The following is a 23,914-nucleotide window of genomic DNA, read 5'->3' as shown; positions in this document are numbered from 1 at the left end:
CTAAACCCGCCTCAACGGAACCCGAAACGCCAGCACCGCCGCCACCCCCGTCATCACCGCGGCCCCCGCGAACATCGCCCGGAACCCGACGGCCAGCCCCTCCGCCATCACCGCGCGTTCGGCCGCCGGCAGGTTGCCCAGCGCCTCCCGCCCCCCGCGCATCGCGCTGGCGAAGCGTTCCGCCACTTCCGCATCGGCCAGGGCGAAGGCCACGAAGATCAGCGCCCCCAGCACCGCCGTCCCGGCCGCCGCCCCCAGATTCCGCATGAACTGGACCGAGGCTGTCGCGACGCCCAGCCGCGCCGCCCCCGCCGCCACCTGCACCGTGGTCTGCACCGCCGGGAAGGTGCAGCCGAAGCCCAGGCTCGAAAGCGCCAGCAGCCAGGGGAACCAGGTCAGCGAGATCCGCCCCGCGCCGAAGGCCATCACGCAGAGCACCACCGTCGCCAGCACCAGGCCGAGCGAGGGCAGCAGCATGTTCCGCCCCGTCCGCGCCAGGAAGGTGCCGGAGGCGAGTGCCCCCAGCCCGCCCCCCAGGCTCATCGGCAGCAGCATGGCCCCCACGGTGGCGATCGGCACGCCCCGCACCACGCTCAGATAAAGCGGCAGGAAGGAAATCAGCGAAACCATGGTGCCCGAGACGCAGGCCGCCAGCAGGTTGGTCCGCCAGATCACCGGGTCCGTCAGCACCGGCAAAGGCAGCAGCGGGTCCGGCACGCGGCGCTCGATCACCAGCAGCGCCCAGAGCGCCACCGCCCCGGCCAGGCCGAAGCCCAGCGCCACGGCGTAATCCGCCGGGTTCATCCGCTGCGCGCGGTCCAACATCAGCAGCAGCAGCGCCACGAAGAGGGTGAACAGCGCCGTCCCCGCCGCGTCGAAGCGGAAGCTGCCGCCCATCAGGCCCCGCTTCGGCAGGCGCCAGGCCATGGCGAAGCCGACCAGGATCAGCGGCAGCCCCGCCAGGAACACCCAGCGCCAGCCGAAGCTCTGCGTCAGCCAGCCGCCCGCCAGCGGCCCGGCGGCCGAGGCGCCCATGAAGCAGGCCACCAGATAGGCCTGGTAGCGCCCGCGCTCCCGCGCCGGAACGGATTCGCCGATCAGCGCCATGGCCAGCGTCAGCAGCGCGCCGCCGCCGAAGCCATGCAGCGCGCGCCCGGCCAGCAGCGCCTCGAAGCTGGGTGCGAGGCCCGCCGCCAGCATGCCGAGGCCCTGGAGGATGAAGGCGATGAACAGCATGGGCCGCCGCCCATAGGCATCGCCCAGCCGCCCGAAGATCGGCGCCGCGATGGTGGCCGCGATCAGATAGGCGACGACGACCCAGGAGATGCGCTCCACCACGCCGAACTGCGCGGCCATGGCGGGCAGCGCCGTCGCCGTGATCGTCTGGTCAATGGCGGTGACGAAGATCGCGATGGCGATCGTCGGGAAGGCCCGGAAAAACGCGCGGCGGGCCTCGCTGGAGGAAGGCTGGGGCGCCTCCATCAGGCGACCGCGCTGCGGCCCATCTCCAGGAACTTCTCCCGCCGGCGGGCCTTGAGCGTGGCGCCATCCAGGCTCAGCAGGGGCTCCAGCGCGCCCCAGACGGCATCGCCCACCGCTTCCATCGTGGCCCCGGGGTCGCGATGCGCGCCGCCCAGCGGTTCCGTCACCACGGCGTCAATCAGCGCGAGGCGCTTCAAATCCTCGGCGGTGAGCTTCAGCGCCTCGGCCGCTGTCGCCGCCTGGGCGGCGTCGCGCCAGAGGATGCTGGCGCAGCCTTCGGGGCTGATCACCGAATAGATGGCGTGTTCCAGCATCAGCACGCGGTCCGCCGCCGCCAGCGCGATGGCGCCGCCGGAACCGCCCTCGCCGATGATGGTCGCCACGAAGGGCACGGGGGCGGAGAGGCCGGCCTCGATGGAGCGCGCGATGGCCTCGGCCTGGCCGCGCGCCTCGGCCTCGATGCCCGGAAAGGCGCCCGAGGTGTCCACGAAGGAGATGATGGGCATGCCGAAGCGCCCGGCCAGCTCCATGATGCGGCGCGCCTTGCGGTAGCCCTCGGGCTTGGCCATGCCGAAATTGTGCTTCACGCGGGTCTCGGTGTCCCGCCCCTTCTCGGTGCCCAGCACGGCCACGGCGCGGCCGCGGAACCGGCCGAGGCCACCGATCACGGCAGCGTCATCGGCGAAGGCGCGGTCGCCGGCGAGGGGGGTCCATTCCTCGATCAAGGCCCCCACGTAATCCAGGCATTTCGGGCGTTCCGGGTGGCGGGCCACCTGCGCCTTCTGCCAGGGGGTGAGCTTGGCATAGGTCGCGGCCAGCAGCTTTTCGGCCTTGTCCCGCAGCTTGGAGACCTCTTCGGCCACGTCGATTCCGCCCGCATCGGTCGCCCGGCGCAGCTCTTCCACCTTGCCTTCCAGCTCGGCGATGGGTTTTTCGAAATCGAGGAAGTGACGCATGGCTTGGGCGTCTAGCGGAAACCCGTGCCGGGGAAAACAGGGGCCGGGCGCCGGGTTGGCGGGGGCCGGGGGGCGGCCTAAACTTGCGCCTCTTCCGCAACCTCAGGACTTTCCAATGCCCGCCCTCGCCCAACGCCTTGCCAATGTGAAGGTTTCCGCCTCGGTCGCCATGGGCGCCAAGGCGCGCGAACTCGCGGCACAGGGCCACAAGGTCATCAGCCTCACCACCGGCGAGCCCGATTTCGACACCCCGGCGCACGCGATCGAGGCCGCCCACCAGGCGGCGCTGAAGGGCGACACGAAATACCCGCCCCAGGGCGGCACCGCGGCGATGAAGGCCGCCGTCCAGCGCAAGTTCAAGCGCGACAACGGCCTGGACTACGCGATGGATGAGATCCTCATCACCAATGGCGGCAAGCAGGCCATCTTCAACGCCCTGATGGCGACGGTGGACCCGGGCGACGAGGTAGTGATCCCCGCCCCCTACTGGATCAGCTATGGCGACATGGCGAAGGTGGCGGGCGGCGTGCCGGTCACCATCTCCTGCCCGCAGAACAACGGCTTCAAGCTCCGCCCCGAGGATCTGGAAGCGGCCATCACGCCCAAGACCAAGTGGGTGATGCTGAACTTCCCGAACAACCCGACCGGCGCCGCCTGCTCCCGCGCCGAGATGAAGGCGCTGGCCGATGTCCTGATGCGCCACCCGCATGTCTGGGTGATGACGGACGACATGTATGAGCACCTCGTCTATGACGGGTTCGAATTCTGCACGATCGCCGAGGTCGAGCCCCGGCTGAAGAGCCGCACGCTGACGGTGAACGGCGCCTCCAAGACCTATGCGATGACCGGCTGGCGCATCGGCTTCTGCGGCGGGCCCAAGGAGCTCATCGCGGCCATGTTCAACATGCAGGGCCAGGCGACGTCCGGCGTTTCCTCCATCGGCCAGGCCGCCGCCGCCGCCGCGCTGGACGGCCCGCAGGACCTGGTGCGCGAGCGCGCGGCCGAATACCGCGAGCGCCGCAACCTCGTGGTGGACATGCTGAACGAGGCCCCGGGCATCGCCTGCCACCGCCCCGAGGGCGCCTTCTACGTCTTCCCGAACATCGCCGGCTGCCTCGGCAAGACCAGCAAGGGCGGGGCGAAGATCGAGACCGACACCGACTTCGCCATGGCCCTGCTGAGCGAGGCGCATGTGGCGGTCGTGCAGGGCGCGGCCTATGGCATGTCGCCCTATATCCGCATCAGCTACGCGACCGACATGGCGAGCCTGCGCGAGGCCTGTGGCCGCATCCAGGAGTTCTGCCGCGGGCTTTCCTGATGCTCCGTGCGGGACGTGACGACGATGCGGCCACCTATATCCGCCTGATCGGCGATGCCTGGGCGGAGTTCCCCGGCATCGTCTTCGACGTGGATGGCGAGCTGCCGGAGCTCCGCGCGCTCGCCAGCCACTTCGCCACCCTCGACGGCGCCCTCTGGCTGGCCGAGGACGGCACCGGCCAGGGGGTCGGCATGGTCGCCACCCGCCCCCTGCGCGAGGACCAGGCCTGGGAAATCGGCCGCATGTATGTGGCGAAATCCGCCCGCGGCACCGGCCTTGCCCAGCGCCTCCTCGCCACGGCCGAGGCGCATGCCCGCGCGCATGGCGCCGAGCGCATGGTCCTCTGGACCGATACCCGCTTCGAGGCGGCGCACGCCTTCTACGAAAAGGCCGGCTATGTCCGGCAGGGTGCCATCCGCATCCTGGATGACCTCTCGAAATCGCTCGAATTCCGCTACGCCAAGCCCTGCCGCGGCCTGGTGGTGGAAATGCTCGACGCCGCGGCCGCCGCCAGCGCCGAACGCCGCCTGGCCGAGATCCTGATCGCCTGCGTGGCCGATGGCGCCAGCGTCTCCTACCTGCCGCCGCTCTCGCCCGCCAAGGCGCGCGGCTTCTGGAAGCGCGTCTCCACCGATGTCGCGCAGGGCCACCGCGTGCTGCTCGCGGCCTGGGCGGATGGCGCGCTTGCCGGCACCGTCCAGCTCGACCTCGCCACGCCTGAAAACCAGCCCCACCGCGCGGAAGTCGCGAAGCTGCTGGTGGATCCCGCCTTCCGCCGCCAGGGCGTGGGCGAGGCGCTGATGCGCCGGGCCGAGCAGGCCGCCCAGCGCCTGGGCCGCCGCCTGCTCACCCTCGACACCCGCGCGGATGATCGCGCGGCACCGCTCTACCGCCGCCTCGGCTGGCAGGAATCCGGCCGCATCCCGGGCTATGCGCTCGATGCCGAGGGCGTGGCGCGGGACACGCTGTTCTTCCACAAGCAGGTCGGCTGACCCGTCACCCCGTCGCGCTGCGGACGATCCGCACCAGCGAGCCGCTGAAGCCCTCCACCGAGGCCCGGGTCTGCCGCGCGCTGTCCTGCATCGCCTCGGTCTCGGCCGCCGTCTCCACCGTGGTGCGGCTCAGTTCGCCCAGGCTGTCCGATACCGCCCGCACCTCCTGCGCCGCATCCGAGACACGCGCCGCGATCTCACGCGTGGCGGCCGCCTGCTGCTCCACCGCCGCCGCGATGGAGGTCGCCATGCGGTCGATTTCGCCCACCGAGCCGGCCATCTCGGCCACCGCGCGCACCGCGCCCTCCGTCGCCTGGCCGATCTGCTGCACCTGCTTGCCCACCTCCTCGGTCGCGCGCGCGGTCTGCGCGGCGAGATCCTTCACCTCGCTCGCCACCACGGCGAAGCCCTTGCCGGCCTCGCCCGCCCGGGCGGATTCGATGGTCGCGTTCAGCGCCAGCAGATTGGTCCGCCCCGCGATCTCCGAGATCATTCGCACCACCTCGCCGATGCGGCCCACGCCGTCGGACAGGCCCGCGATCACGGCGCGGCTCGCATCGCCGCGCTCGGCCAGCTGGCGCGTCAGCGCATTGGCGCCGGCAAGCCGCTCCGAGATCTCCCGCACGCTGGCCGAGAGCTGTTCCGTCGCGGAGGCCACGGCCTGGGCGTTGTCGAGCGAGCGGCCGGCCGCCTGCGTCGCCGCCTCGCTGCGCTGCGCCGCCTCGCGCATGCGGCCGGCCATCACCTCGGCGGATTCGGACATGCCATCGGCGCGGGCGCGCACCTCCTCCACCGCGGCCCCGGCCTCGCGCTCCACCCGCTCGGCCATTTCGGTGAGCGCCGCGCGGCGTGCCGCCTCGGCCTCGGCCCGCTCGCGTTCCTGCGCGGCGCGCAGCCCCGCATTCTCCGCCAGCCCGTCGCGGAACACCGCCAGGGCGCGCGCCATGGAACCCAGCTCATCCTTGCGCTGCAGGAAGGGGATGGCGGCGTTGAAATCGCCGCCCGCCACCTGGCCCATCGCCGCGTTGATGCCGCGCAGCGGCGGCACGATGGCGCGGATCAGCGCCACGATGCAGATGATGCCGCCCAGCAGGACCAGCCCCGAGGCGAGCATCGCGACCTGTTCCGTCGAGGCGAGCCCGGCCGAGGCCGCCGCCTTCGCGGATTGCGCGGCCTCGCCCTCCATCCGCCGCAGCTCGGCGATGGCGGCGGACATGGCGTTGCCCTGGGCGCGGAAATCCACCAGCACATCGGCGAAGCGCTGCGATTGCTGGAGGATGACCTGCGTCGCGCCCTGCCAGGCGGCGAAATTCGCACCGACCGGCGAGCCCGCCTCGATCCCCGCGCGCCGCAGCGCCATCGCCGCCGCCTCCGCCGCGCGCGACGCGAGGTCACGCTGCTCGGGCAGCGGATCGAGGCGGAAGCGCAGCGCCGCCACGCGTGCCGCCGCCGCCGAACGCTCCACCGCCTCCGCCTGGTTCGAGGGCAGCGAGCCCAGGCCCTGGAACAGCGCGTCGCCCGCGCGGGCCTGCTCGGCCTCGGCCGTGAGGCGCGTGGCCACGATCTCCTGCATCTGCCGCCAGGAATTGAGGTAGCCCGCCCGCGCCGCCTGGAAGGCCGTGAGCTGCTGGCGCTGTGCCTCGCTCAGCGCCGGCTCCTGCGCGAGGCCGGTCGCACCGCCGTCCAGCCGCGCCAGGAAGTCATCCGCCGCGCGCACCTGCGCGGGATTGGCCCGCTGCAGCCAGATGTTGATCTGGTTGCGCGCCGAGGTCAGGTCGATCTCGAGCTGCAGCACGCGGGACAGGCGATCGGACGCCGCCTGGTTGCGGCCGAAATCGGCGCCGGCCCGGCCAAGCAGGACATGCGTGGCCACGGCGCCGAGCAGCGAGAGCAGCAACAGCGCGCCGAGCATGAGCGAAAGACGGCGGGAGAGCGACATGAGAGAAAGCCCCTTCTGGATTCCCCGCCGGATAAAGCCTCCGCGTGAAGGGAAGCTTAAGCCGATGCCGCGCATCGGCCGGGCCGATTGGCCGATGCGTCGTCTCCCGCCTAGCTTGCGCTGAGCCCAGACGGAGACCCGCGCATGCCCTCGCCCCGCCCCCTGCTCGCCGCCGCCCTGGTGGGGAGCAGCCTGATCGCCGCCACGCTCGCGGGCGCCAGCCCCGCCGCCGCGCAGGGCGCGCCCAGCTGGTGCAACGGCCAGCTCGTCGCGACGCGCATCTATGGCGCGCGCACGCCGGACCCGCAGTGGGTCAACCTGAACGTCGTCCTGCAGAACAACGGCCCCGCCATCGCGCCGCTGATCGGCCACCCCCCGGTGGAGGGCGCGCCGCCCGTGCCGACCCAGCGCTACAGCTTCATGCCGGGCCAGAGCCAGGAGATCACCTTCGTCACCATCCCCGCCCAGATGTCGGCCATGCCCGCCTGGTCCGCCAATGTCGCGGTGCTGAACCTGCGCGTCAGCTGCTGAGGCGGACCGCCCTCCCGGTGCGGCGGGCAAGCGGCTACACTCCGGCGAAACCGCCCCACCGGCCGCCAGGAACCCGCCCATGTCCGAACCCGCCCTCCCCCCCCTCCTGCTCATCGGCTGCGGCAAGATGGGCGGCGCCATGCTGGCCGGCTGGCTCGAGCTGGGCCTGCCGCCCGAGACGGTGGTGGTGGAGCCCAACGCCGCCGCGGTCAGCGCCTTCGCCGGCCGCGTGCGGCATGTGGCGAGCATCGCGGAGATCCCGGCCGGCTTCGCGCCCGCCGCCATCATCCTCGCCACCAAGCCGCAGGAGGCGCCGAACGCCCTGCCCGCGCTGGCGCATCTGGCGAAGCCCGAGGTGGTGTTCCTCTCCATCATGGCGGGCCGCACCATCGGCGGCATGAACGCCATGCTGGGCGGCAAGGCCCGCATCATCCGCGCCATGCCCAACACGCCGGCCGCGCTGCGCCTGGGCTTCACCGTCGCCTGCGCCGGGCCAGGGGTGAGCGCCGAACAGCGCGCGCTGAGCGACCGCCTGCTCGGCGCCATCGGCGAGGCCGCCTGGGTGGAGGAGGAAGGGCTGATCGATCCCGTCACCGCCGTCTCGGGCGGCGGGCCGGCCTATGTGTTCCTGCTGGCCGAGGTGATGGAGCAGGCGGCGCTCGCCCAGGGCCTGCCGGCGGATCTCGCCCGGCGCATGGCGCGCGCCACCGTGGCCGGCTCCGGCGCGCTGCTCGGCGCCAGCACGGAGGACGCGGCCCAGCTCCGCCGCAACGTCACCAGCCCCAAGGGCACGACGGAGCGCGCGCTGGCCGTGCTGATGCGCGAGGAGGCCTGGCCCGCGCTGATGCAGGAGGCGATCGAGGCGGCGACGGCGCGCTCGCGCGAATTGGCGGGGTAAGGCGGGGGCCGGAGCGGGGGGATCACCCCCCGCCGGGTCAGCGCCGCTGTCGCAGCGCCCGCTCCAGCAGGTAGCCGCCGACGCTGAGCGCCAGCCGCTCCCATTCGGGGCGGATGGCGCTGGGCGCCGTGAGCAGCGCGACGGATTGCTGGCGCAGGGCACGCGCCTCCTCCGCCACGGGGTCGCGGCCGCCGCGCGCCAGGAGCAGCAGGATCACCGCCAGCACGCCATCGGCCAGGGCCACGAAGAGGCTGGCCGGAAGCGCGCCGTGGCGCTCCTCCAGCCAGAGCCATCCGGCCAGGTGCAGCAGGGCCAGCATGGCGAGGCCGAAGCCCGCCGCCATGGCGCCGAACACGGCGGCGCGGCCCATGCGCGCCCCCTGGCGCCGCAGCAGCAGGCCCTCCGCCTGCGCCGCGGTGGAAAGCAGGCGGAGGGCGCGCATGCTCAGCGCCGCAGGAAGGAGGCCAGCACGAAGCCCGCGAGCGCGGCGATGCCGAGCGCGGCCAGGGGCTTCTCCTGCACCGCATCGGTCAGCCGCGCCGCCTGGTGGCGCACCTCGTCGGTCGCGACCTTCGCCGCGTGCTCGGCCGAATGGGCGACGGAGCCCAGCATGGGCGTCACGCGCTCATTCATCAGCGTCTCCACCTGGGTGCGCAGCCGCGCGAGTTCCTCGGCCGCGTCATGGCCCAGGGATTCGGCGGTCTCGGAAATCTGCTTGTAGGACATGGAAGTTCCTTTCGGGGAAATGGGCGTCAACGCCAGGCGGGGCGGCCGAGGTTGACGGTGTTGGGCGAGGTGAGCGCGCCGGCGGCGCCGCCCGCGACGCCGCCCAGCGCCGCGCCACCCAGCACGCTGGTGCCGGTCAGCGCGCCGACGCCGGCGCCGGCCGCGGCCCCGAGGCCCGCGCCCGAAAGGGCACGGTCCCCCGTGGTCTGCCCGCAGGCAGCCAGGCCGCCGGCCAATGCGACGACGAGGCTGAGATGAATGATCTTGCGCATCACGGGTGCTCCCCTGTGTGATTCAGGGTGGAAACGCCCGCGGGCTTGGCTGGTTGCACGGGGCGCGGATGCGACGTTGCGCCGCGCAGCCGCGATCTACCCCGCGCGCAGCCGCGATCTACCCCGCGCGCAGCCGCACGACCGTCACCGAACACGGCGCGTCCCGTGCCACCTCGGCCGCGACGCTGCCCAGCACGCGGCGGCCCAGGCTGTGTGCGCGGGCGCCGAGGATGATGTGGTCCACCCGGTTCTGCTGCGCGTATTCCAGCAGCGTGGCGGCCGGGCCCGTCGCCTCCAGCACATGATGCGTCAGCCGCGCCTCGGGCAGCTTCAGCGGCGCCGACCAGTGGCGCAGCTCCAGCAGGCGTTGCAGGTGCTTGTTGCGCCCCTCGTCATCCAGCGTCATGTCGGGGCGCAGCAGGTGGGTCTGCAGCACGTTCACGCAGGCCACGCGCGCGCCGGGCAAGGTCGCCATGATCTGCGTGACCATGCCCTGCATCGCATCCGCCAGCGCCGCCGTCATGCCGCCGAGGTCCACCGCCACCATGATGATGGGCGCGCCGGATTGCGCCATGGCGACGGCGTCGCGCCTCAGGCGCGGCTGGTGGTCCGGGTGGAAGCGGCGGCGGATACGGGCCGACCAGGCATCGCGCTTCAGCTTCGTCGCGCGCGAGGTCTGGCTCACCTGCTCGGGGTGGCGCAGGTCGAAGGCGAGCTGCGCCGCCGTCGGGTGGCGCCGCACCGGCTCCACCTCGAGGTTGCGGAGGATGATCTCCTGCAGCCAGGGCGGGCAGTCGGGGCGCAGCGCGCGCGGCGGCGGCGGGTCCCACCAGAGGCGGCGCTTCATGTGCGCCATGTGCTGCGGATCGCCAAAGGGGTTGCGGCCGGTGGTGAGCGCATAGAGCAGCGCACCCAGCGCGAAGAGGTCCGAGGCCGGGTCGCCGCGGATGCCCATCACCTGCTCCGGCGCCATGTAGGGCGCCGAGCCATAGGGCAGGCGGAATTCCTCGGTCATCAGGTCGGGCAGGTGCGCGTGGTGCGAGAGGCCGAAATCGAGCAGCACCACGCGCCCATCCACCTGCATCAGGTTGCCCGGCTTCACGTCGAGATGCACCACGCCCTGGCGGTGCAGCGCGCAGAGCGCCTCGGCGACCATCGCCCCCACCTCCGCCACCTCGGCGATGGGCAGGGGCAGGCGGTCGAGCAGCGGCAGCAGCGTCTCGCCCTGGATGCGCTCCATCGCGATCCAGGGCAGCGGCTCATGCCCCACGCCCAGGCAGCGCGGCACATGCGGGCCGTCCAGCCGGGGCAGGATCATCTGCTCCATCTCGAAGCTGACGATGGCGGCCGGGTCCGCGCCCTCGGCCAGGCGGGGCAGCTTCACGAGGATGGGGCCCGCATGGTCGGGGTGGGTGGCCGATCGCAGCACGGCCATGCCGCCTTCATGCAGGACGGGGCCAAGGGTGAAGCCGCCGACTTCGGTTGGCATGCTCAACGCCCCGCGAAGAGGCGCGCGGCCAGCGCCTCGGGCAGGCCGGCGGCGCGGATCTTCCGCGCCGCGGCCTCGATGTCGTAGGGCACGCGCATCCAGCCGCATTCGGCACGCGCCGTGTCGAACAGGCCGTAGCAGGCGGCCGCGTTGCCATCGCGCGGCTGGCCCACCGCGCCGATGACGCCGAGCCAGCGGCGCGGCTGGAGGAGGGGGAGCATCAGGTCATCCATCGGGCGGTGGTGCAGCAGCTTCTCGGTGGCGGTGAGGCCGAACAGCGCGGGCACATGGGTGTGGCCGCAGAAGGTGAGCCGCGCCGTCGTCGCCTCCAGGCTGCGCCGCGCCTCCCGCGCATCGGTGACGTAGCGCCAATCGGCCGGGTTGGAGCCGTCGGCATGGGTGTAGAGGCAATCCCCCTCCTCATGCGTGAGCGGCAGGCCCGCGAGGAACTGCCGCGTCGCGGCATCGAGCCGCCCCTGCGTCCAGCGCATCGCCTCGGCCGCCAGGGGGCTGAAGCCCTCGGGCCCGCGCAGCGCCGCCTCGTCGTGATTCCCGCGCAGGGTGATGGCGCCCGCTTCCATCAGGCCCCGCACCCGCGCCGTCACCGCTTCCGGATCCGCGCCGTAGCCGACGAGGTCGCCCAGGAAGATCAGGCGGGCGGCGCCCTGCGCCTGCGCATGCGCGAGGCAGGCTTCCAGCGCCTCGAGATTGCCGTGGATATCCGCGAGCAGGGCGATGCGCATGCGTGTCCTTCCATGGGCCAGCCTAGGCGTGGGCGCGTCGCGGCGGCAATGATCCAGCGCAAGCCGCCGGGGAGGCCCTCGACAGGCCAGCCCGCGCGCCGGAGAAAGGGGGCATGGCCCCGATCCCGCTCCTCGTCCTCAACCCGCTCGACGCCGACCGGCTGGCGCGCATCGCCGAGGGCGGCTTCGCGCCGCGCGTGGCGCTGGGGGCAGAGGCGCGGGCGCAGGCCATCGCCGAGATGCCCGGGCTGCGCTGCGTGCTGACCAATGGCGCCACCGGCTTCACCGCGGCGGAGATGGACGCGCTGCCCCAGCTCGAGATCATCTGCGCCATCGCGGTCGGGCATGAGAACATCGACGTCGCGGCGGCGCGGGCGCGCGGCATCGTGGTGACGCATGGGCCGGGCACCAACGCGCCCTCCGTGGCGGATCACGCCATGGCCCTCACCCTCGCGCTGCTGCGCGACATCCCGCGCCTCGATGCGGCGGTGAAGCGCGGCGAATGGATGGGCGTGCGCTGGCCGCGCCCGATGGTGAGCGGGCGGCGCCTCGGCATCCTCGGCATGGGCGAGATCGGTGCGATGATCGCGGCCCGTGCGCAGGGCGGCTTCGGGATGGAGATCGCCTATCACAACCGCCGCCCACGCGCGGGCTGCGCGCATGCCTGGATGGAATCGGCGCACGCCCTGGCGGCATGGGCCGATGTGCTGCTCATCGCCGCACCGGGCGGGGCGGGCACGCGGCATCTGGTGGACCGGGCGGTGCTCGATGCGCTGGGGCCGGCGGGCTACCTGGTGAATATCGGCCGCGGCAGCGTGGTGGACCAGGCGGCGCTCATCGCCGCGCTCAGCGAAAGCCGCATCGCCGGCGCCGCGATCGACGTGGTGGATGGCGAGCCGGAGGTGCCAGACGCCATGCGCGCGCTGTCCAACCTCATCATCACGCCGCACATCGCCGGCCGCTCGCCCGAGTCGATCCTGGCGACGGCGAGCCTCGTCGTCGCCAATCTCCAGGCGCATTTCGCGGGCCGACCGGTGCTGACGCCCGTCCCCTGATCAGCCCTTGCGGAACAGCGCCGGCAGCCCGCGCCAGAACAGCGCGAGGCCGAGGCCCCAGACGCCGTAGATGCCGAGGCTGCGCAGCATGGCGGTGGTGTTGCCATTGGCGAACATCGGCGTGCCCTTGATCAGCGGCACGAGGATCCAGGCCCCCACCACCAGCGGCAGCGCGAGGCAGAAGATCACGGCGAAGAGCCAGACCGGCATGGCGGCCGGGCGCTTCGGCTCCAGCAGGGCGAAGAGGATGCCCCACATGCCGCCCCAGAAGCAGGCATTCCAGATCTGCGGCACGCCGAAGGGCGGAATGGGCGTCTGGCGGAAGGGCGGGTTCGGGCTCCAGCCCATGCCGTGGTAGAAGCCGATCGTCGCCTGGTGGAAGAACAACACGCCGAGAAAGGCGCAGAGAAAGCCGAAGGCGAGGGTGGCGGGCTTCATGGGGGGCTCCGGGGGAAGGGTGCGGTCATCACCGCACATTCCCCCGCGCGAGCCAACAGCGAAATGATCCGCCGTTACGTGAACTGCGCCGGGCGCGGCACATACAGGTAGCCCTCGCCCCCGGCGGAAGGATCACGGATGATGCGGCCGAAGCCGGGCCAGGGCACATGCACGCCGCCCATCAGCACCCCCTCGGTGGCCAGCATGTCCAGCGTGCGGACGCGGCTCTCCACGCCCATGGCGCTGTCCACATCCACGCCGACGCGCCAGCGCGGACGCGCGAGCTGGATCACCATCTGGTGCGCGATGTCGCCCCAGATGAAGATGGACTGGTTCTGGCTCGTCACGCGGTAGCTCACATGGCCGGGCGTGTGGCCCGGGGCGGGCTCCATGAAGACGCCGGGGATGACCTCGAGCCCCGCGCGCATCTCGGTGGTGCGGATGCGGCCCTGATAGGGGCGGATGGCGCGGCGCGCCGCCTCGATGAAGCGCTGCCCCTGCGGCACGCGGCTTTCCATCGCGGGGTCGGTCCAGAACTGGTGGTCGATCTGCGTGACGACGATCTCGGCATTGGGGAAGTTGCGCGTCACGCCGTCATAGCTCAGCCCCAGCGCATGCTCGGGGTGGATGTGCGTCAGCACCACCGTGTCCACCTGCTCGGGCGTGTAGCCGCTGGCCCGCAGCGCGGCGAGCGTCTGTCCCGTGGTGGGGATGAAGCTGGAATGCCCGCCGCAATCAATCATGGCGAGGTTGCGGCCCGTGTTCAGCAGATAGGCGCCGACCGGCTGGTGCAGCCCGGGCTCGATCGCGAAGGCGCGCGCGCGCAGCGGCACGATCTCCTCCGGCCGGCTGTCGGGGAAGAAGCGCTGGATGTTCTCGTTCGTGCCCTGCATCGCGCCATCCAGCAGCGTGGTCACCTCCACATCGCCCACCTTCAGGCGCTGGAAGCGCGGCGGGTTGGCGCCCTGCTGCGGCGGCACGGCGGCGGCGGCGGCGGCAGGTGGCATGGCGGCGAAAGCGGCGGCGGCGGCACCACCCAGGACGGCAGCGCGGCGCGCGAAGGCGAGATCCTGCATCACATGGCTCCTTGATGACGGGGAATGCAGAATTAGGGGCTGGCTCGCGCCCTGTCAGCCCTTGGCGTATGAATCCATGACGAAATCCGCCCCGAGGAACGCAAGCCATGAAGGCCGTCGCCTACACCCATTGCCACCCCGCCACGCATGAGGACGCGCTGCTCGACCTCATCCTGGCCGACCCCGCCGCCCCGCGCGGCCATGACCTGCTGGTCGAGGTGCGCGCCGTCTCGGTGAATCCGGTGGACGCCAAGCTCCGCGCCGGGGCCGACCCGGCGGGCGAGCCCCGCATCCTGGGCTTCGACGCGGTCGGCGTGGTGCGCGCCCGCGGCGACAAGGCGCAGCTCTTCCAGGAGGGCGACGAGGTCTACTACGCCGGCGCCGTGAACCGCCCCGGCAGCAACGCGCAGCTCCATCTGGTGGATGAGCGCATCGTCGGCCGCAAGCCGAAGAGCCTCTCCATCGCCGAAGCCGCCGCCCTGCCGCTGACCACCATCACCGCCTACGAGGCCCTGTTCGACCGGCTGAAGATCGCGCGCGACGCGACGGGCGCGGTGCTCATCATCGGCGGCGCGGGCGGCGTCGGTTCCATGGCGGTGCAGCTCGCCCGCCAGCTCACCGGCCTCACCGTCGTCACCACCGCCTCCCGCCCCGAGACGCGCGACTGGTGCCACAGGATGGGCGCGCATGAGGTGCTGGACCACAGCCAGGACCTCGTCGTCCAGGCCCGGGCGCTGGGCCATGCCTTCCCCTGGATCTTCTCCACCACGCAGACCGCGAAGCACTGGCGCGCGCTCTGCGAGATCATCGCCCCGCAAGGCGCGCTCTGCGCCATTGACGACCTCAGCACCATCGAGATCGGCCGCCTGAAATCGAAGGCCGCGAGCTTCCATTGGGAGGGGATGTTCGCCCGCGCCATCTACCAGACGCCCGACATGGCGAAGCAGCACCTGCTGCTGAACGAGGTCGCGACGCTGATCGAGCAGGGCAAGCTGCGCCACACGATGACGCGCCATCTGGGCCGCATCAACGCGGCCAACCTCGCCACCGGGCACCAGCTGGTGGAAAGCGGCACGATGATCGGCAAGGCGGTCGCCGAAGGCTGGGAATGAAGATTTTTCCCGCCCTCAAGCGCTGGGCGCCGGCTCCGCCGGCTTGGCTTCGAAAAGCTGAAGCTTTTCGGCTCGGCTCTTCGCCTTCGCATCCTCGAAAGGCGCGCTCCTCTTCGCGTCGCCCGCTCTGGTGAGCACGGATCCAGCGGCCATGACGCTCCCGGTCGAGGAGGCGCTGCCCGCGCTGCGCGACGCGCTGCGCGAGGGCAGCAACGCCGTGCTGGTCGCCCCACCCGGAGCGGGCAAGACCACGCTCGTGCCGCTGGCGCTGCGCGACGAGGACTGGGCGCGCGGCCAGAAACTCCTCGTCCTCGAACCCCGCCGCGTCGCCGCCCGCGCCGCCGCGCGCCGCATGGCCTCGCTGCTCGGCGAGCAGCCGGGCGGCGTGGTCGGCCTCTCCACGCGCCTCGATCGCGCCGTCTCCGCGGCCACCCGCATCGAGGTGATCACCGAGGGCCTGCTGGTCCGCCGCCTGCAATCCGACCCGGGCCTGGAAGGGGTCGCCGCCGTCATCTTCGACGAGGCGCATGAACGCCATCTCGACACCGATCTCGGCCTCGCCCTCTGCCTCGATCTCCAGGCCGGGCTGCGCCCCGAACTGCGCCTGCTGGCGATGTCCGCGACGCTGGATGGCGGCGCCTTCACGCGCCTGCTCAACGCGCCGCTGATCGAAAGCGCCGGCCGCGCGCACCCGGTCCGCGTCGAGCATGTGAAGCGCGACATCACCGACCCGCGTGACCTGCCGGAAGCCATGGCCACCGCCATCCGCGGCGTCATGGCGCGCGAGCCGGGCGATGTGCTGGCCTTCCTCCCCGGCTGGGGCGAGATCCGCCGCACCGCCGAGCGCCTCAGCGGCCTGAACGCCGATGTCCTGCCGCTGCATGGCGAACTCTCCCCCGCCGAGCAGGACCGCGCGCTGACCCAGGGCGAACGCCGCCGCGTCGTGCTGGCGACGAGCATCGCCGAGACCTCCCTCACCGTCCCCGGCGTGCGGATCGTGGTGGATGGCGGCTTCCGCCGCGCGCCGCGCCTGGATGGCGCGACGGGCCTCACGCGCCTGGTCACGCTCCGCATCAGCCGCGCCGCCGCCGAGCAGCGCGCCGGCCGCGCCGGCCGCACCGAGCCCGGTGTCGCCATCCGCCTCTGGAGCGAGGCGGTGCAGCGCGGCATGCCCCTCCAGGACCGGCCCGAAATGCTGGAGGCCGAGCTCTCCTCCCTCGTGCTCGACTGCGCCGCCTGGGGCGCGGACCCGCTCGCCCTCCCCTTCCTCGACCCGCCGCCCGCCGGCCAGGTCGCCGCCGCGCGCGCCCTGCTGCGCAACCTGGATGCCATGGACGCGCAGGGCCGCATCACGACCACCGGCCAACGAATGGCGCGCATGGGCACGCATCCGCGCCTCGCCCGCATGATGTGCGCCGTGGAGAATGAGGGCGAAGCGGCCCTCGCCGCCGATCTCGCGGCGCTGCTGGAGGAACGCGACCCGCTCCGTGGCCGCGAGCCCCCCGCCGACATCACGCTGCGCCTCGATGTGCTGCACGGCCATGCCCATGCCGAGAGCGACGGCATCGCCATCCGTGCCATCCGCCGTTCCGCCGCCATGCATCGCCGGCGCCTGGGCGTGCATGGCAACACCCCGCCCGAGGGCGATGCGGGCGCGCTGCTGGCCGCCGGCTTCCCCGACCGCATCGCGCTCAAGCGCGGCACGATGGATGGCGCCTTCCGCCTCGCCTCCGGCCAGGGCGCGCGCCTCTCCAGCGCCGACCCGCTCGCCAAGCAGAGCCTGCTCGCCGTCGCCGATCTCGAGCTCAAGGGCACCGAGGCGCGCATCCGCATGGCCGCCCCCATCAGCCGCGCCGTGCTGGAAGCCCGCTTCCCCGAACGCTTCGTGACCGTCGAAGGTGCGAGCTTCGACGCCCGCGCCGGCGCCGTGCTCGCCCGCCGCCGCCTGATGTTCGGCCCGCTCATCCTGGAAGAATCGCCGCTCGCCGGCGCGGATCCCGCCGCCATGGCCGAGGCGCTGGCCGAAGCCGCCGCTGGACGCGATTTCCGCGACCTCGACTGGAGTGAATCGGCGAAGCAGCTTCGCGCCCGCATCGCCCGCATGCACGCCCTTGAAGGCGCGCCCTGGCCGGATGTGAGCGACGCCGCCCTCACCGCCACCGCCAAGGACTGGCTTGCCCCCTATTGCAACGGGATGACGAAGCTGGCCGAGCTCAAGTCGCTCGACCTTCACGCCATGCTGCTGCCGCATGATCTCCGCCGCGCGCTCGACGCCGCGCTGCCGCCGCGCATCCCCCTCCCCCAGGGCCGCAGCGCCGCCGTGGACTACACCGCCGAGATCCCGACGCTGGAGGCGCGCGCCCAGCACCTCTACGGCATGGGCGCCATGCCGCCGCTGGCCGGCGGGCGCATCCCCCTGCAGGTCGCGCTGCTCTCCCCCGCCGGCCGCCCGATTGCCATCACGGCCGACCTCGCCGGCTTCTGGCAGGGCGGCTGGGCGGATGCGCGCAAGGATATGCGCGGCCGCTACCCCAAGCATGACTGGCCGGAAAACCCGGCCCTCGCGACAGCCCCACCCGAAGGAAGACGCCCATGACCCGAACCGCCCTCATCACCGGCGCAGGCCGCAACATCGGTCGCGCCGTCGCCCTCGCGCTCGCAAAGCAGGGGATGAACGTCGTCATCAACGGCTCCTCCGACCAGGCGGCCTGCGAGCGCGTGGCGAACGAGGCCCGCGCCCTGGGCGTGGAGGCGCTGGTCGCCATGGGCGATGTGGGCGAGCGCGCCACCTGCCGCCGCCTGGCCGAGGCCGCCATCTCCCGCTTCGGCCGCGTGGATGTGCTGGTGAACAACGCGGCACTCCGCCCCACCAACAAATTCCTCGACCTCACCGAGCAGGATTATCGCCGCGTGATGGCGGTGGACCTCGACGCCGCGCTCTGGCTCTCCCAGGCCTGCCTGCCGGGCATGCTGGAGGGCGGCTGGGGCCGCATCGTGAACTTCGCCGGCATGAACGCGATCCATGGCTATGCCGGGCGCGCGCCGGTCTCCGTCGCCAAGCATGGCGTCTGGGGCCTCACCAAGTCGCTCGCCAAGGAATTCGGCCCGAAGGGCGTCACCGTGAACGCCATCTCGCCCGGCCCCATCGCCTCGGATGACGAGGATGTCGCGCCCGACGCGCACCGGCAGGAGATGGTGGTGCGCGTGCCGGTCGGCCGCCTCGGTCAGCCCGCGGAAGTGGCGGCGATGGTGCGGCTGCTGGCCTCGGATGAGGGGGCCTTCATCAACGGGCAGATGCTGGCGGTGAATGGCGGGGCGGAGACCTGAGGCAGGAAAGGCCTCCGGCGGCCCCAGACCCCTTGCCTTGGGTCGGCGCCCCATCGCGTCGGGACCGTGCGCGGGGCGAGGGGTCAATCGCTCCAATGAACGGGGTCTGGGGCCTGAGGCCCCAGCCGCCGGAGGCCCCCTTCATGGCGGCGTCCGCGCGATCCACGCCGCCCCATCCGCCTCGCGCGGCGTCGGCCGGTCGGGCGCGTTCATGAAGGCCAGGATGTCGCGCGCCACCTCCGCGCGCACGCCGTCGCGCAGCAGCAGGTGCCAGCCCTCGCGATAGAGCGCCACGCGCGGCACCTGCGCGTCGCGCAGCGCGCGGCGGGCGATGGGCGTCGGCACCACCTGGTCATTGCCGCCCACCATCACCAGCGTCGGCACCGTGCGGCAGCAGGTGGGCAGGGCGGCGATGGCCTGGTCCATCAGGTCCACCAGGCCCTTCACCATGTCGAAGCGCACATCGCGCAGCGTCAGCGGGTCCCGCCCGAAGCGCAGCAGCGCCTCCCGGTTGTCGGTGGCCGAGATGTTGGGGGCGCTTGGCGGCAGGGCGACCGGCCCCAGCACATGCCCCGCCGTCCAGAGCAGCCCGCGCAGGACGCTCGGCATATAGGCCCGCCCCCAGAGCGCGGGGGAGGAGAGGATGATTCCCGCCACATCGGTGCGCCGCATGGCGAGCACCACGGCGCCCCCCATGCTCTCGCCCAGCAGGAAGACCGGCACGCCAGGATGCCGCGCGCGAAGGAGGTCCAGCGCGGTGTTGGCGTCGTTCACCATGGTCTCGGCGCCGGCCCAGTAGCCGCGCGGGCTGGTCCAGCCGAAGCCGCGCTGGTCATAGGCGTAGACCACGGCGCCGCCGGCCGCGAGCATGGGCCCGCCCTCCATCAGCATGTTGCCGCCATGATCGGCCAGGCCATGGATGGCCAGCACGAGGAACCGGGGCGCAGCGCCATCCCCTCCCGGCGGTCGCCAGACGCGCAGCGGCAGCCGCGCGCCATCGGGCATGACGAGCATGGATTCCGGCCGCGGGCCCGTGGGCTCGGGCGGCGGGGGCGAGGGCGCGAAGGCCCAGGCGGGCACCGGCATCCAGGGCAGCGGCGGCGCCACGAAGGGCTCAATGCCCGCCTCCCGCACGGGCGGCCCGGCGGGAACCACCACGGGCGAGCATCCGGCGAGCGAGAGCAGCGCGAGGAACAGGGCGGCCAGCAGCTTCATCGCGTCCGGATATGGCCCGCTGGCCCATCCCTGGCCAGCGGTTTATGATCACGGCCACCACGCGGCCAAGGATGAACACGCTGATGCGCGACCCGCAGATGACCGGCTATGCCCCCCACCCCGTCGAGGGCGTGACGCCCGAGGATGTGATCCTCGTGGAAAGCCGCGCCGTGAGCTGCGACGGCGGCAAGGGCGCGCTGGGTCATCCCTTGATCTGGATGCGGATCGAGGAGCACCAGGTTACCTGCCCCTATTGCTCGCGCACCTATCGGCTGAAGGACGGCGCGGGCGATGACGGACACCACTGATCCCCATCTGATCCTGATCGACGGCAGCGGCTACATCTTCCGCGCCTTCCACGCCCTGCCGCCGATGACGCGCCCCGATGGCACGCCGGTGAACGCCGTCTTCGGCTTCGCGCAGATCCTGGAGCGCTTCCTCAGCCAGAATGTCTCGACGCATATCGCCGTCATCTTCGACACGGCGCGCACGACCTTCAGGAACGACATCTACCCCGAATACAAGGCCCACCGCCCGGAACCGCCCGAGGAACTCGTCCCGCAATTCGCGCTGATCCGCGAGGCGACGGAAGCCTTCGGCGTCTGTCGCGTGGAGCTGCCGGGCTATGAGGCGGATGATCTGATCGCCGCCTATGCCAAGGCGTTCGAGGCGCAGGGTGGCCGCGTCACCATCGTCTCCTCCGACAAGGACCTGATGCAGCTGATCCGGGAGCGCGTGATCATGCTGGACCCGATCAAGCAGAAGCCGATCCGCGAGCCCGAGGTGCTGGAGAAATTCGGCGTGGCGCCGAACAAGGTGGCCGAGGTCCAGGCGCTGGCCGGCGATGCGACGGACAATGTGCCCGGCGTCCCCGGCATCGGCGTGAAGACGGCGGCGACGCTGCTCGCCGAATATGGCGACCTCGAGACGCTGCTGGCCCGCGCAGGCGAGATCAAGCAGCCCAAGCGGCGCGAATTGCTGCAGACCCATGCGGAGATGGCGCGCATCTCGCTGCGCCTCGTCACACTCGACGAGAACGCGCCGCTGCCCTGCCCCATCGAGGATCTGCGCGCCAAGGCGCCCGAGCCCGCGCGCCTCGGCGCCTTCCTGGCGGAGAACAATTTCCGGTCCCTCGCCGCGCGGCTGGGCCTCGGCGATGGCGGCGCGCCGCAGCGCGCGCGCCCCGTGGAAAGCACCGCGACGCCCGAGCCGAGTGCCGCCGCCTTCGGCCCCTATGACTGCGTGACGGAGCTGGGGGCGCTGGAACGCTGGGTGGCGCTGGCGCGCGACGCCGGTGTGATCGCCCTCGACACCGAGACGGACAGCCTGGATGCGCTGGCCGCGCGCCTCGTCGGCGTCTGCCTGGCCGTGGCGCCGGGCCGTGCCTGCTACATCCCGCTGCGCCATGCCGGCGCGGACATGCTGACCGAAACGCCGCCGCAGATTCCCTTCGAGGACGCGATGGCCGCCCTTCGCCCGCTGCTGGAAGACCCTGGCGTGCTGAAGGTGCTGCACAACGCGAAATACGACCTGGAGGTGCTGGCGCAGCCGCAGAATGGCGGCCTGGCGGTCACGCCGGTGGATGACACCATGCTGATCTCCTGCGCGCTGGAAGCCGGCGCGCATGGGCATGGCATGGATGAGCTCTCGCAGCTCCATCTCGGCCACAAGCCCATCTCCTTCGACGAGGTAACCGGCACGGGCAAGGCACGCATCAGCTTCGCCCATGTGCCGCTCGACCGCGCCACCGCCTATGCGGCCGAGGATGCGGATGTGACGCTGCGCCTCTGGCACCACCTCCGCCCCCGCCTTCGCCCCGAGCGCGCCCTGGCCCTCTATGAGCAGGTGGAGCGGCGCATGATCAACGTGCTCGCCGGCATGGAGCAGGCCGGCGTGAAGGTGGATGGCGCCGAACTCGCCCGCATCGGCCAGGATTTCGCGGAACGTCTCGTCGTGCTGGAGGCCGAGTGCCACCGCCTCGCCGGCCGCGCCTTCAACGTGGGCAGCCCGAAGCAGCTCGGCGAGATCCTCTTCGACGAGATGGGCCTGAAGGGCGGCAAGAAGGGCAAGACCGGCGCCTATTCGACCGATGCCGCCGTGCTGGAGGACCTGGCCGCACAGGGCGCGGAATTGCCGCGCGTGGTGCTGGAATGGCGCCAGCTCGCCAAGCTGAAATCCACCTATGTCGAGGGCCTGGCCGCGCAGATCGCGCCCGACGGCCGCGTCCACACCGACTATGCGATGGCGGTGACCAGCACGGGTCGCCTCTCCTCCACCGAGCCCAATCTGCAGAACATCCCCATCCGCACCGAGGAGGGCATGCGCATCCGCCGCGCCTTCGTGGCCGAGCCCGGCCATGTGCTGATGAGCGCCGACTACAGCCAGATCGAACTCCGCCTCCTCGCCCACCTCGCCGAGGTCCCGACCCTGCGCGAGGCCTTCGCGAAGGGCGAGGACATCCACAGCCGCACGGCCGCGGAAATCTTCCACCTCGATCCCGGCAGCGTGGACAAGGAAGCGCGCCGCCGCGCCAAGACCATCAATTTCGGCATCATCTACGGCATGAGCGCCTTCGGCCTCGGCGCGCGCCTGGGCATCCCGGCGGGCGAGGCGCGCGGCATCATCGACGCCTATTTCGCGCAATACCCCGGCATCCGCGCCGAGATGGAACGGCTGAAGGAGGAGGCGCGGATGAATGGCTACGTCCTCTCCCCCTTCGGCCGCCGCCTCTGGATCCAGAACATCAAGGCGAAGGACGCGATGCTGCGCGCGGGCGCGGAGCGACAGGCCATCAACGCGCCCTTCCAGGGCGGTGCGGCCGAGATCATCAAGCGCGCCATGGTGCGCGTCCCGATGGCGCTGCGCGAGGCGGGCCTCAAGTCCCGCATGCTGCTCCAGGTGCATGACGAGCTGGTGCTGGAAGTTCCCGAGGCCGAGGTCGAAGCGGCCGGCGCCATCCTGCGCCGCGTGATGGAAGGCGTCGCCGAACTGCGCGTGCCGCTGCTGGTCGAGGTCGGCCACGGCACCTCCTGGGCCGAGGCGCATTGAGGTGACGGCCTTCGCCCCCGAGGAACGCCGCATCCTCGCCTCCGTCTCCGGCGCGCATTTCGTCAGCCACGTCCATATCCTCGTCCTGCCGCCGCTGTTTCCGCTGCTGCGCGACGGCATGGGCATCTCCTTCCTCGAGCTCGGCTTCGCGCTGACGCTGTTCAACATCGTCTCCGCCCTCACCCAGGCGCCGATGGGCTTCCTGGTGGATCGCGTGGGGCCGCGCCGCGCGCTCGTCGCGGGGTTGCTGCTGGGCGGCGCGGCCTTCGCGCTGGCCGGCATCGGCGGCAGCTATGCCTGGCTGCTGGTGGCGATGGCCATGGCCGGCCTCGCCAACGCCGTCTATCACCCGGCCGACTACGCGATCCTCGGCTCCTCGATCGGCGAGGCCCATGTGGGCCGTGCCTTCTCCTTCCACACCTTCGCGGGCTATGCCGGCAGCGCCGTGGCACCCGCGCTGATGCTGGGCGCGGCCAGCCTTGGCGGCGTCGGCTTCGCGCTCATCATCGCGGGCCTGCTCGGCCCCATCGCCGCCCTGCCTTTGCTGCGCGAGGCGCTGGCCGAGCGCATCCAGCCCGCGCGCCCCAAGCCCGCCGCCGGCGCGCCGCGCGTGCTCAGCCCCGCCGTGCTCACGCTGCTCGGCTTCTTCGTGGTGCTGGCGCTGTCCAATTCCAGCATCCAGGGCTTCGCCGTCTCGGCCTGGAATGCGGCGCATGGCACCTCGCTCACCGCGGGCAACATCGCGCTCACCGCCTGGCTCGCGATGAGCGCCATCGGCGTGCTGGTGGGCGGCCATGTGGCCGACCGCACCAAGCGCCACGGCCTCGTCGCCGCGGCGGGCCTGGGCTGTTCCGCGGTGCTGTTCCTGGTCGCCGGCCTCATCGCCTGGGCGCCCTTCCCGCTGCTGCTGGTGATGGGAGTCTCGGGCTTCCTCTCGGGCATGATCATGCCCTCGCGCGACATGCTGGTGCGCGCCGCCGCCCCGCCCGGCCAGGCCGGCGCCGTCTTCGGCGTGGTCAGCACGGGCTTCAACATCGGCGGCATGGTCGGCCCCATCGCCTGCGGCTGGCTGCTCGACCATGGCAAGCCGGATTTCGTCTTCGTCGCCGCCGCCTCCTGCCTCGGCCTCGCCGTGGCCAGCGCGCTCTGGCAGGAGATGCGAAAGGCCCGCCGCGTCGCCTTGGCTTAGTTTTGCGCCCTCAGACGCCGGGCGCGCGCAGCGCGCTTGGCTTCGCCGCGTGGCTGGTGCGCCAGGCCGGGCGTCCGGTTGGGCGGCGCCGGCCGCTTTGCGGCCGGA

At 72.2% G+C, this 23,914-nt stretch carries 22 protein-coding genes; 11 read left to right on the top strand and 11 right to left on the bottom strand.

Annotation, left to right across the window (positions count from 1 at the left end; genetic code table 11):
* Entirely contained in the window at positions 1 to 1,482 is a 1,482-nt protein-coding gene (locus tag R9Z33_RS04900) for an MFS transporter (protein WP_318650182.1), read from the bottom strand.
* Positions 1,482 to 2,438 (bottom strand): acetyl-CoA carboxylase carboxyltransferase subunit alpha, encoded by a 957-nt coding sequence (locus R9Z33_RS04895; protein WP_318650181.1) that lies wholly within the window; start codon positions 2,436 to 2,438, stop codon positions 1,482 to 1,484. The genes R9Z33_RS04900 and R9Z33_RS04895 overlap by 1 nt, the downstream gene beginning before the upstream one ends.
* Positions 2,439 to 2,553: 115 nt before the next feature.
* Here R9Z33_RS04895 and R9Z33_RS04890 point away from each other — a divergent pair, with 115 nt between their 5' ends.
* The gene (locus tag R9Z33_RS04890) at positions 2,554 to 3,756 is read left to right on the top strand and encodes a pyridoxal phosphate-dependent aminotransferase (RefSeq protein WP_318650180.1); all 1,203 of its coding nucleotides are present in this window, start codon (positions 2,554 to 2,556) and stop codon (positions 3,754 to 3,756) included.
* A complete protein-coding gene (locus R9Z33_RS04885; protein WP_318650179.1) occupies positions 3,756 to 4,748 on the top strand; it encodes a GNAT family N-acetyltransferase in 993 nt (330 codons plus the stop codon). The genes R9Z33_RS04890 and R9Z33_RS04885 overlap by 1 nt, the downstream gene beginning before the upstream one ends.
* A gap of 4 nt (positions 4,749 to 4,752) precedes the next feature.
* Here the strand turns inward: R9Z33_RS04885 and R9Z33_RS04880 are convergent, their stop codons facing one another.
* Entirely contained in the window at positions 4,753 to 6,687 is a 1,935-nt protein-coding gene (locus R9Z33_RS04880; RefSeq protein ID WP_318650178.1) for a methyl-accepting chemotaxis protein, read from the bottom strand.
* Positions 6,688 to 6,831: 144 nt separating this feature from the next.
* Between R9Z33_RS04880 and R9Z33_RS04875 the strand changes: the two genes are divergently transcribed.
* Positions 6,832 to 7,218 carry a hypothetical protein gene (locus R9Z33_RS04875; protein WP_318650177.1) on the top strand — a complete coding sequence of 129 codons (387 nt, stop codon included), beginning with the start codon at positions 6,832 to 6,834 and terminating at the stop codon, positions 7,216 to 7,218.
* Between the two features lie 79 nt (positions 7,219 to 7,297).
* Complete coding sequence (gene proC / locus R9Z33_RS04870; protein WP_318650176.1) at positions 7,298 to 8,116, top strand: pyrroline-5-carboxylate reductase; 819 nt, start codon at positions 7,298 to 7,300, stop codon at positions 8,114 to 8,116.
* Positions 8,117 to 8,153: 37 nt separating this feature from the next.
* Here the strand turns inward: proC and R9Z33_RS04865 are convergent, their stop codons facing one another.
* From R9Z33_RS04865 to R9Z33_RS04845, 5 genes are all read right to left on the bottom strand, one after another.
* Positions 8,154 to 8,558: a hypothetical protein gene (locus tag R9Z33_RS04865; RefSeq protein WP_318650175.1), complete on the bottom strand. Its 405-nt coding sequence runs from the start codon at positions 8,556 to 8,558 to the stop codon at positions 8,154 to 8,156.
* 2 nt (positions 8,559 to 8,560) lie between these two features.
* A complete protein-coding gene (locus R9Z33_RS04860; RefSeq protein ID WP_318650174.1) occupies positions 8,561 to 8,842 on the bottom strand; it encodes a hypothetical protein in 282 nt (93 codons plus the stop codon).
* Between the two features lie 26 nt (positions 8,843 to 8,868).
* On the bottom strand, positions 8,869 to 9,114 hold the full coding sequence (locus R9Z33_RS04855) for a hypothetical protein (protein WP_318650173.1): 246 nt from the start codon (positions 9,112 to 9,114) through the stop codon (positions 8,869 to 8,871).
* 118 nt (positions 9,115 to 9,232) lie between these two features.
* Positions 9,233 to 10,603, bottom strand: coding sequence for a serine/threonine protein kinase (locus tag R9Z33_RS04850; RefSeq protein ID WP_318650172.1), 1,371 nt, complete (start codon positions 10,601 to 10,603; stop codon positions 9,233 to 9,235).
* Between the two features lie 2 nt (positions 10,604 to 10,605).
* The gene (locus tag R9Z33_RS04845; RefSeq protein ID WP_318650171.1) at positions 10,606 to 11,346 is read right to left on the bottom strand and encodes a metallophosphoesterase family protein; all 741 of its coding nucleotides are present in this window, start codon (positions 11,344 to 11,346) and stop codon (positions 10,606 to 10,608) included.
* A 113-nt stretch (positions 11,347 to 11,459) separates the two neighbouring features.
* Between R9Z33_RS04845 and R9Z33_RS04840 the strand changes: the two genes are divergently transcribed.
* Complete coding sequence (locus tag R9Z33_RS04840; protein ID WP_318650170.1) at positions 11,460 to 12,401, top strand: 2-hydroxyacid dehydrogenase; 942 nt, start codon at positions 11,460 to 11,462, stop codon at positions 12,399 to 12,401.
* Here the strand turns inward: R9Z33_RS04840 and R9Z33_RS04835 are convergent, their stop codons facing one another.
* Positions 12,402 to 12,839 carry a hypothetical protein gene (locus R9Z33_RS04835; RefSeq protein WP_318650169.1) on the bottom strand — a complete coding sequence of 146 codons (438 nt, stop codon included), beginning with the start codon at positions 12,837 to 12,839 and terminating at the stop codon, positions 12,402 to 12,404.
* A 74-nt stretch (positions 12,840 to 12,913) separates the two neighbouring features.
* Positions 12,914 to 13,915 (bottom strand): MBL fold metallo-hydrolase, encoded by a 1,002-nt coding sequence (locus tag R9Z33_RS04830; protein WP_318650168.1) that lies wholly within the window; start codon positions 13,913 to 13,915, stop codon positions 12,914 to 12,916.
* Between the two features lie 107 nt (positions 13,916 to 14,022).
* Between R9Z33_RS04830 and R9Z33_RS04825 the strand changes: the two genes are divergently transcribed.
* The 3 genes from R9Z33_RS04825 to R9Z33_RS04815 all read left to right on the top strand — a co-directional run bounded on the left by R9Z33_RS04825 (position 14,023) and on the right by R9Z33_RS04815 (position 18,354).
* Complete coding sequence (locus R9Z33_RS04825) at positions 14,023 to 15,027, top strand: zinc-binding alcohol dehydrogenase family protein (RefSeq protein WP_318650167.1); 1,005 nt, start codon at positions 14,023 to 14,025, stop codon at positions 15,025 to 15,027.
* A 151-nt stretch (positions 15,028 to 15,178) separates the two neighbouring features.
* Entirely contained in the window at positions 15,179 to 17,623 is a 2,445-nt protein-coding gene (gene hrpB, locus R9Z33_RS04820) for an ATP-dependent helicase HrpB (RefSeq protein WP_318650166.1), read from the top strand.
* Positions 17,620 to 18,354 carry an SDR family NAD(P)-dependent oxidoreductase gene (locus tag R9Z33_RS04815; RefSeq protein WP_318650165.1) on the top strand — a complete coding sequence of 245 codons (735 nt, stop codon included), beginning with the start codon at positions 17,620 to 17,622 and terminating at the stop codon, positions 18,352 to 18,354. Before hrpB ends, R9Z33_RS04815 begins: the two co-directional genes overlap by 4 nt.
* Positions 18,355 to 18,495: 141 nt before the next feature.
* Here R9Z33_RS04815 and R9Z33_RS04810 read toward each other — a convergent pair whose 3' ends face one another.
* Positions 18,496 to 19,569 carry an alpha/beta fold hydrolase gene (locus tag R9Z33_RS04810; protein ID WP_318650164.1) on the bottom strand — a complete coding sequence of 358 codons (1,074 nt, stop codon included), beginning with the start codon at positions 19,567 to 19,569 and terminating at the stop codon, positions 18,496 to 18,498.
* Positions 19,570 to 19,640: 71 nt separating this feature from the next.
* Between R9Z33_RS04810 and R9Z33_RS04805 the strand changes: the two genes are divergently transcribed.
* Genes R9Z33_RS04805 through R9Z33_RS04795 form a run of 3 tightly spaced genes read left to right on the top strand, consistent with a single transcriptional unit; the run spans position 19,641 to position 23,806 of the window.
* Positions 19,641 to 19,877, top strand: coding sequence for a zinc-finger domain-containing protein (locus R9Z33_RS04805; RefSeq protein WP_404830655.1), 237 nt, complete (start codon positions 19,641 to 19,643; stop codon positions 19,875 to 19,877).
* Positions 19,861 to 22,617: a DNA polymerase I gene (gene polA / locus R9Z33_RS04800; RefSeq protein ID WP_318650163.1), complete on the top strand. Its 2,757-nt coding sequence runs from the start codon at positions 19,861 to 19,863 to the stop codon at positions 22,615 to 22,617. Before R9Z33_RS04805 ends, polA begins: the two co-directional genes overlap by 17 nt.
* A 1-nt stretch (position 22,618) precedes the next feature.
* The gene (locus R9Z33_RS04795; protein ID WP_318650162.1) at positions 22,619 to 23,806 is read left to right on the top strand and encodes an MFS transporter; all 1,188 of its coding nucleotides are present in this window, start codon (positions 22,619 to 22,621) and stop codon (positions 23,804 to 23,806) included.
* Positions 23,807 to 23,914: the final 108 nt, after the last annotated feature.

Origin of the sequence: Sediminicoccus rosea (genome assembly GCF_033547095.1) — a bacterium.
GTDB lineage: Bacteria > Pseudomonadota > Alphaproteobacteria > Acetobacterales > Acetobacteraceae > Roseococcus > Roseococcus rosea.
Note: the sequence above shows the minus strand (reverse complement) of the source record. Positions and strands in the feature narration are given on the sequence as shown.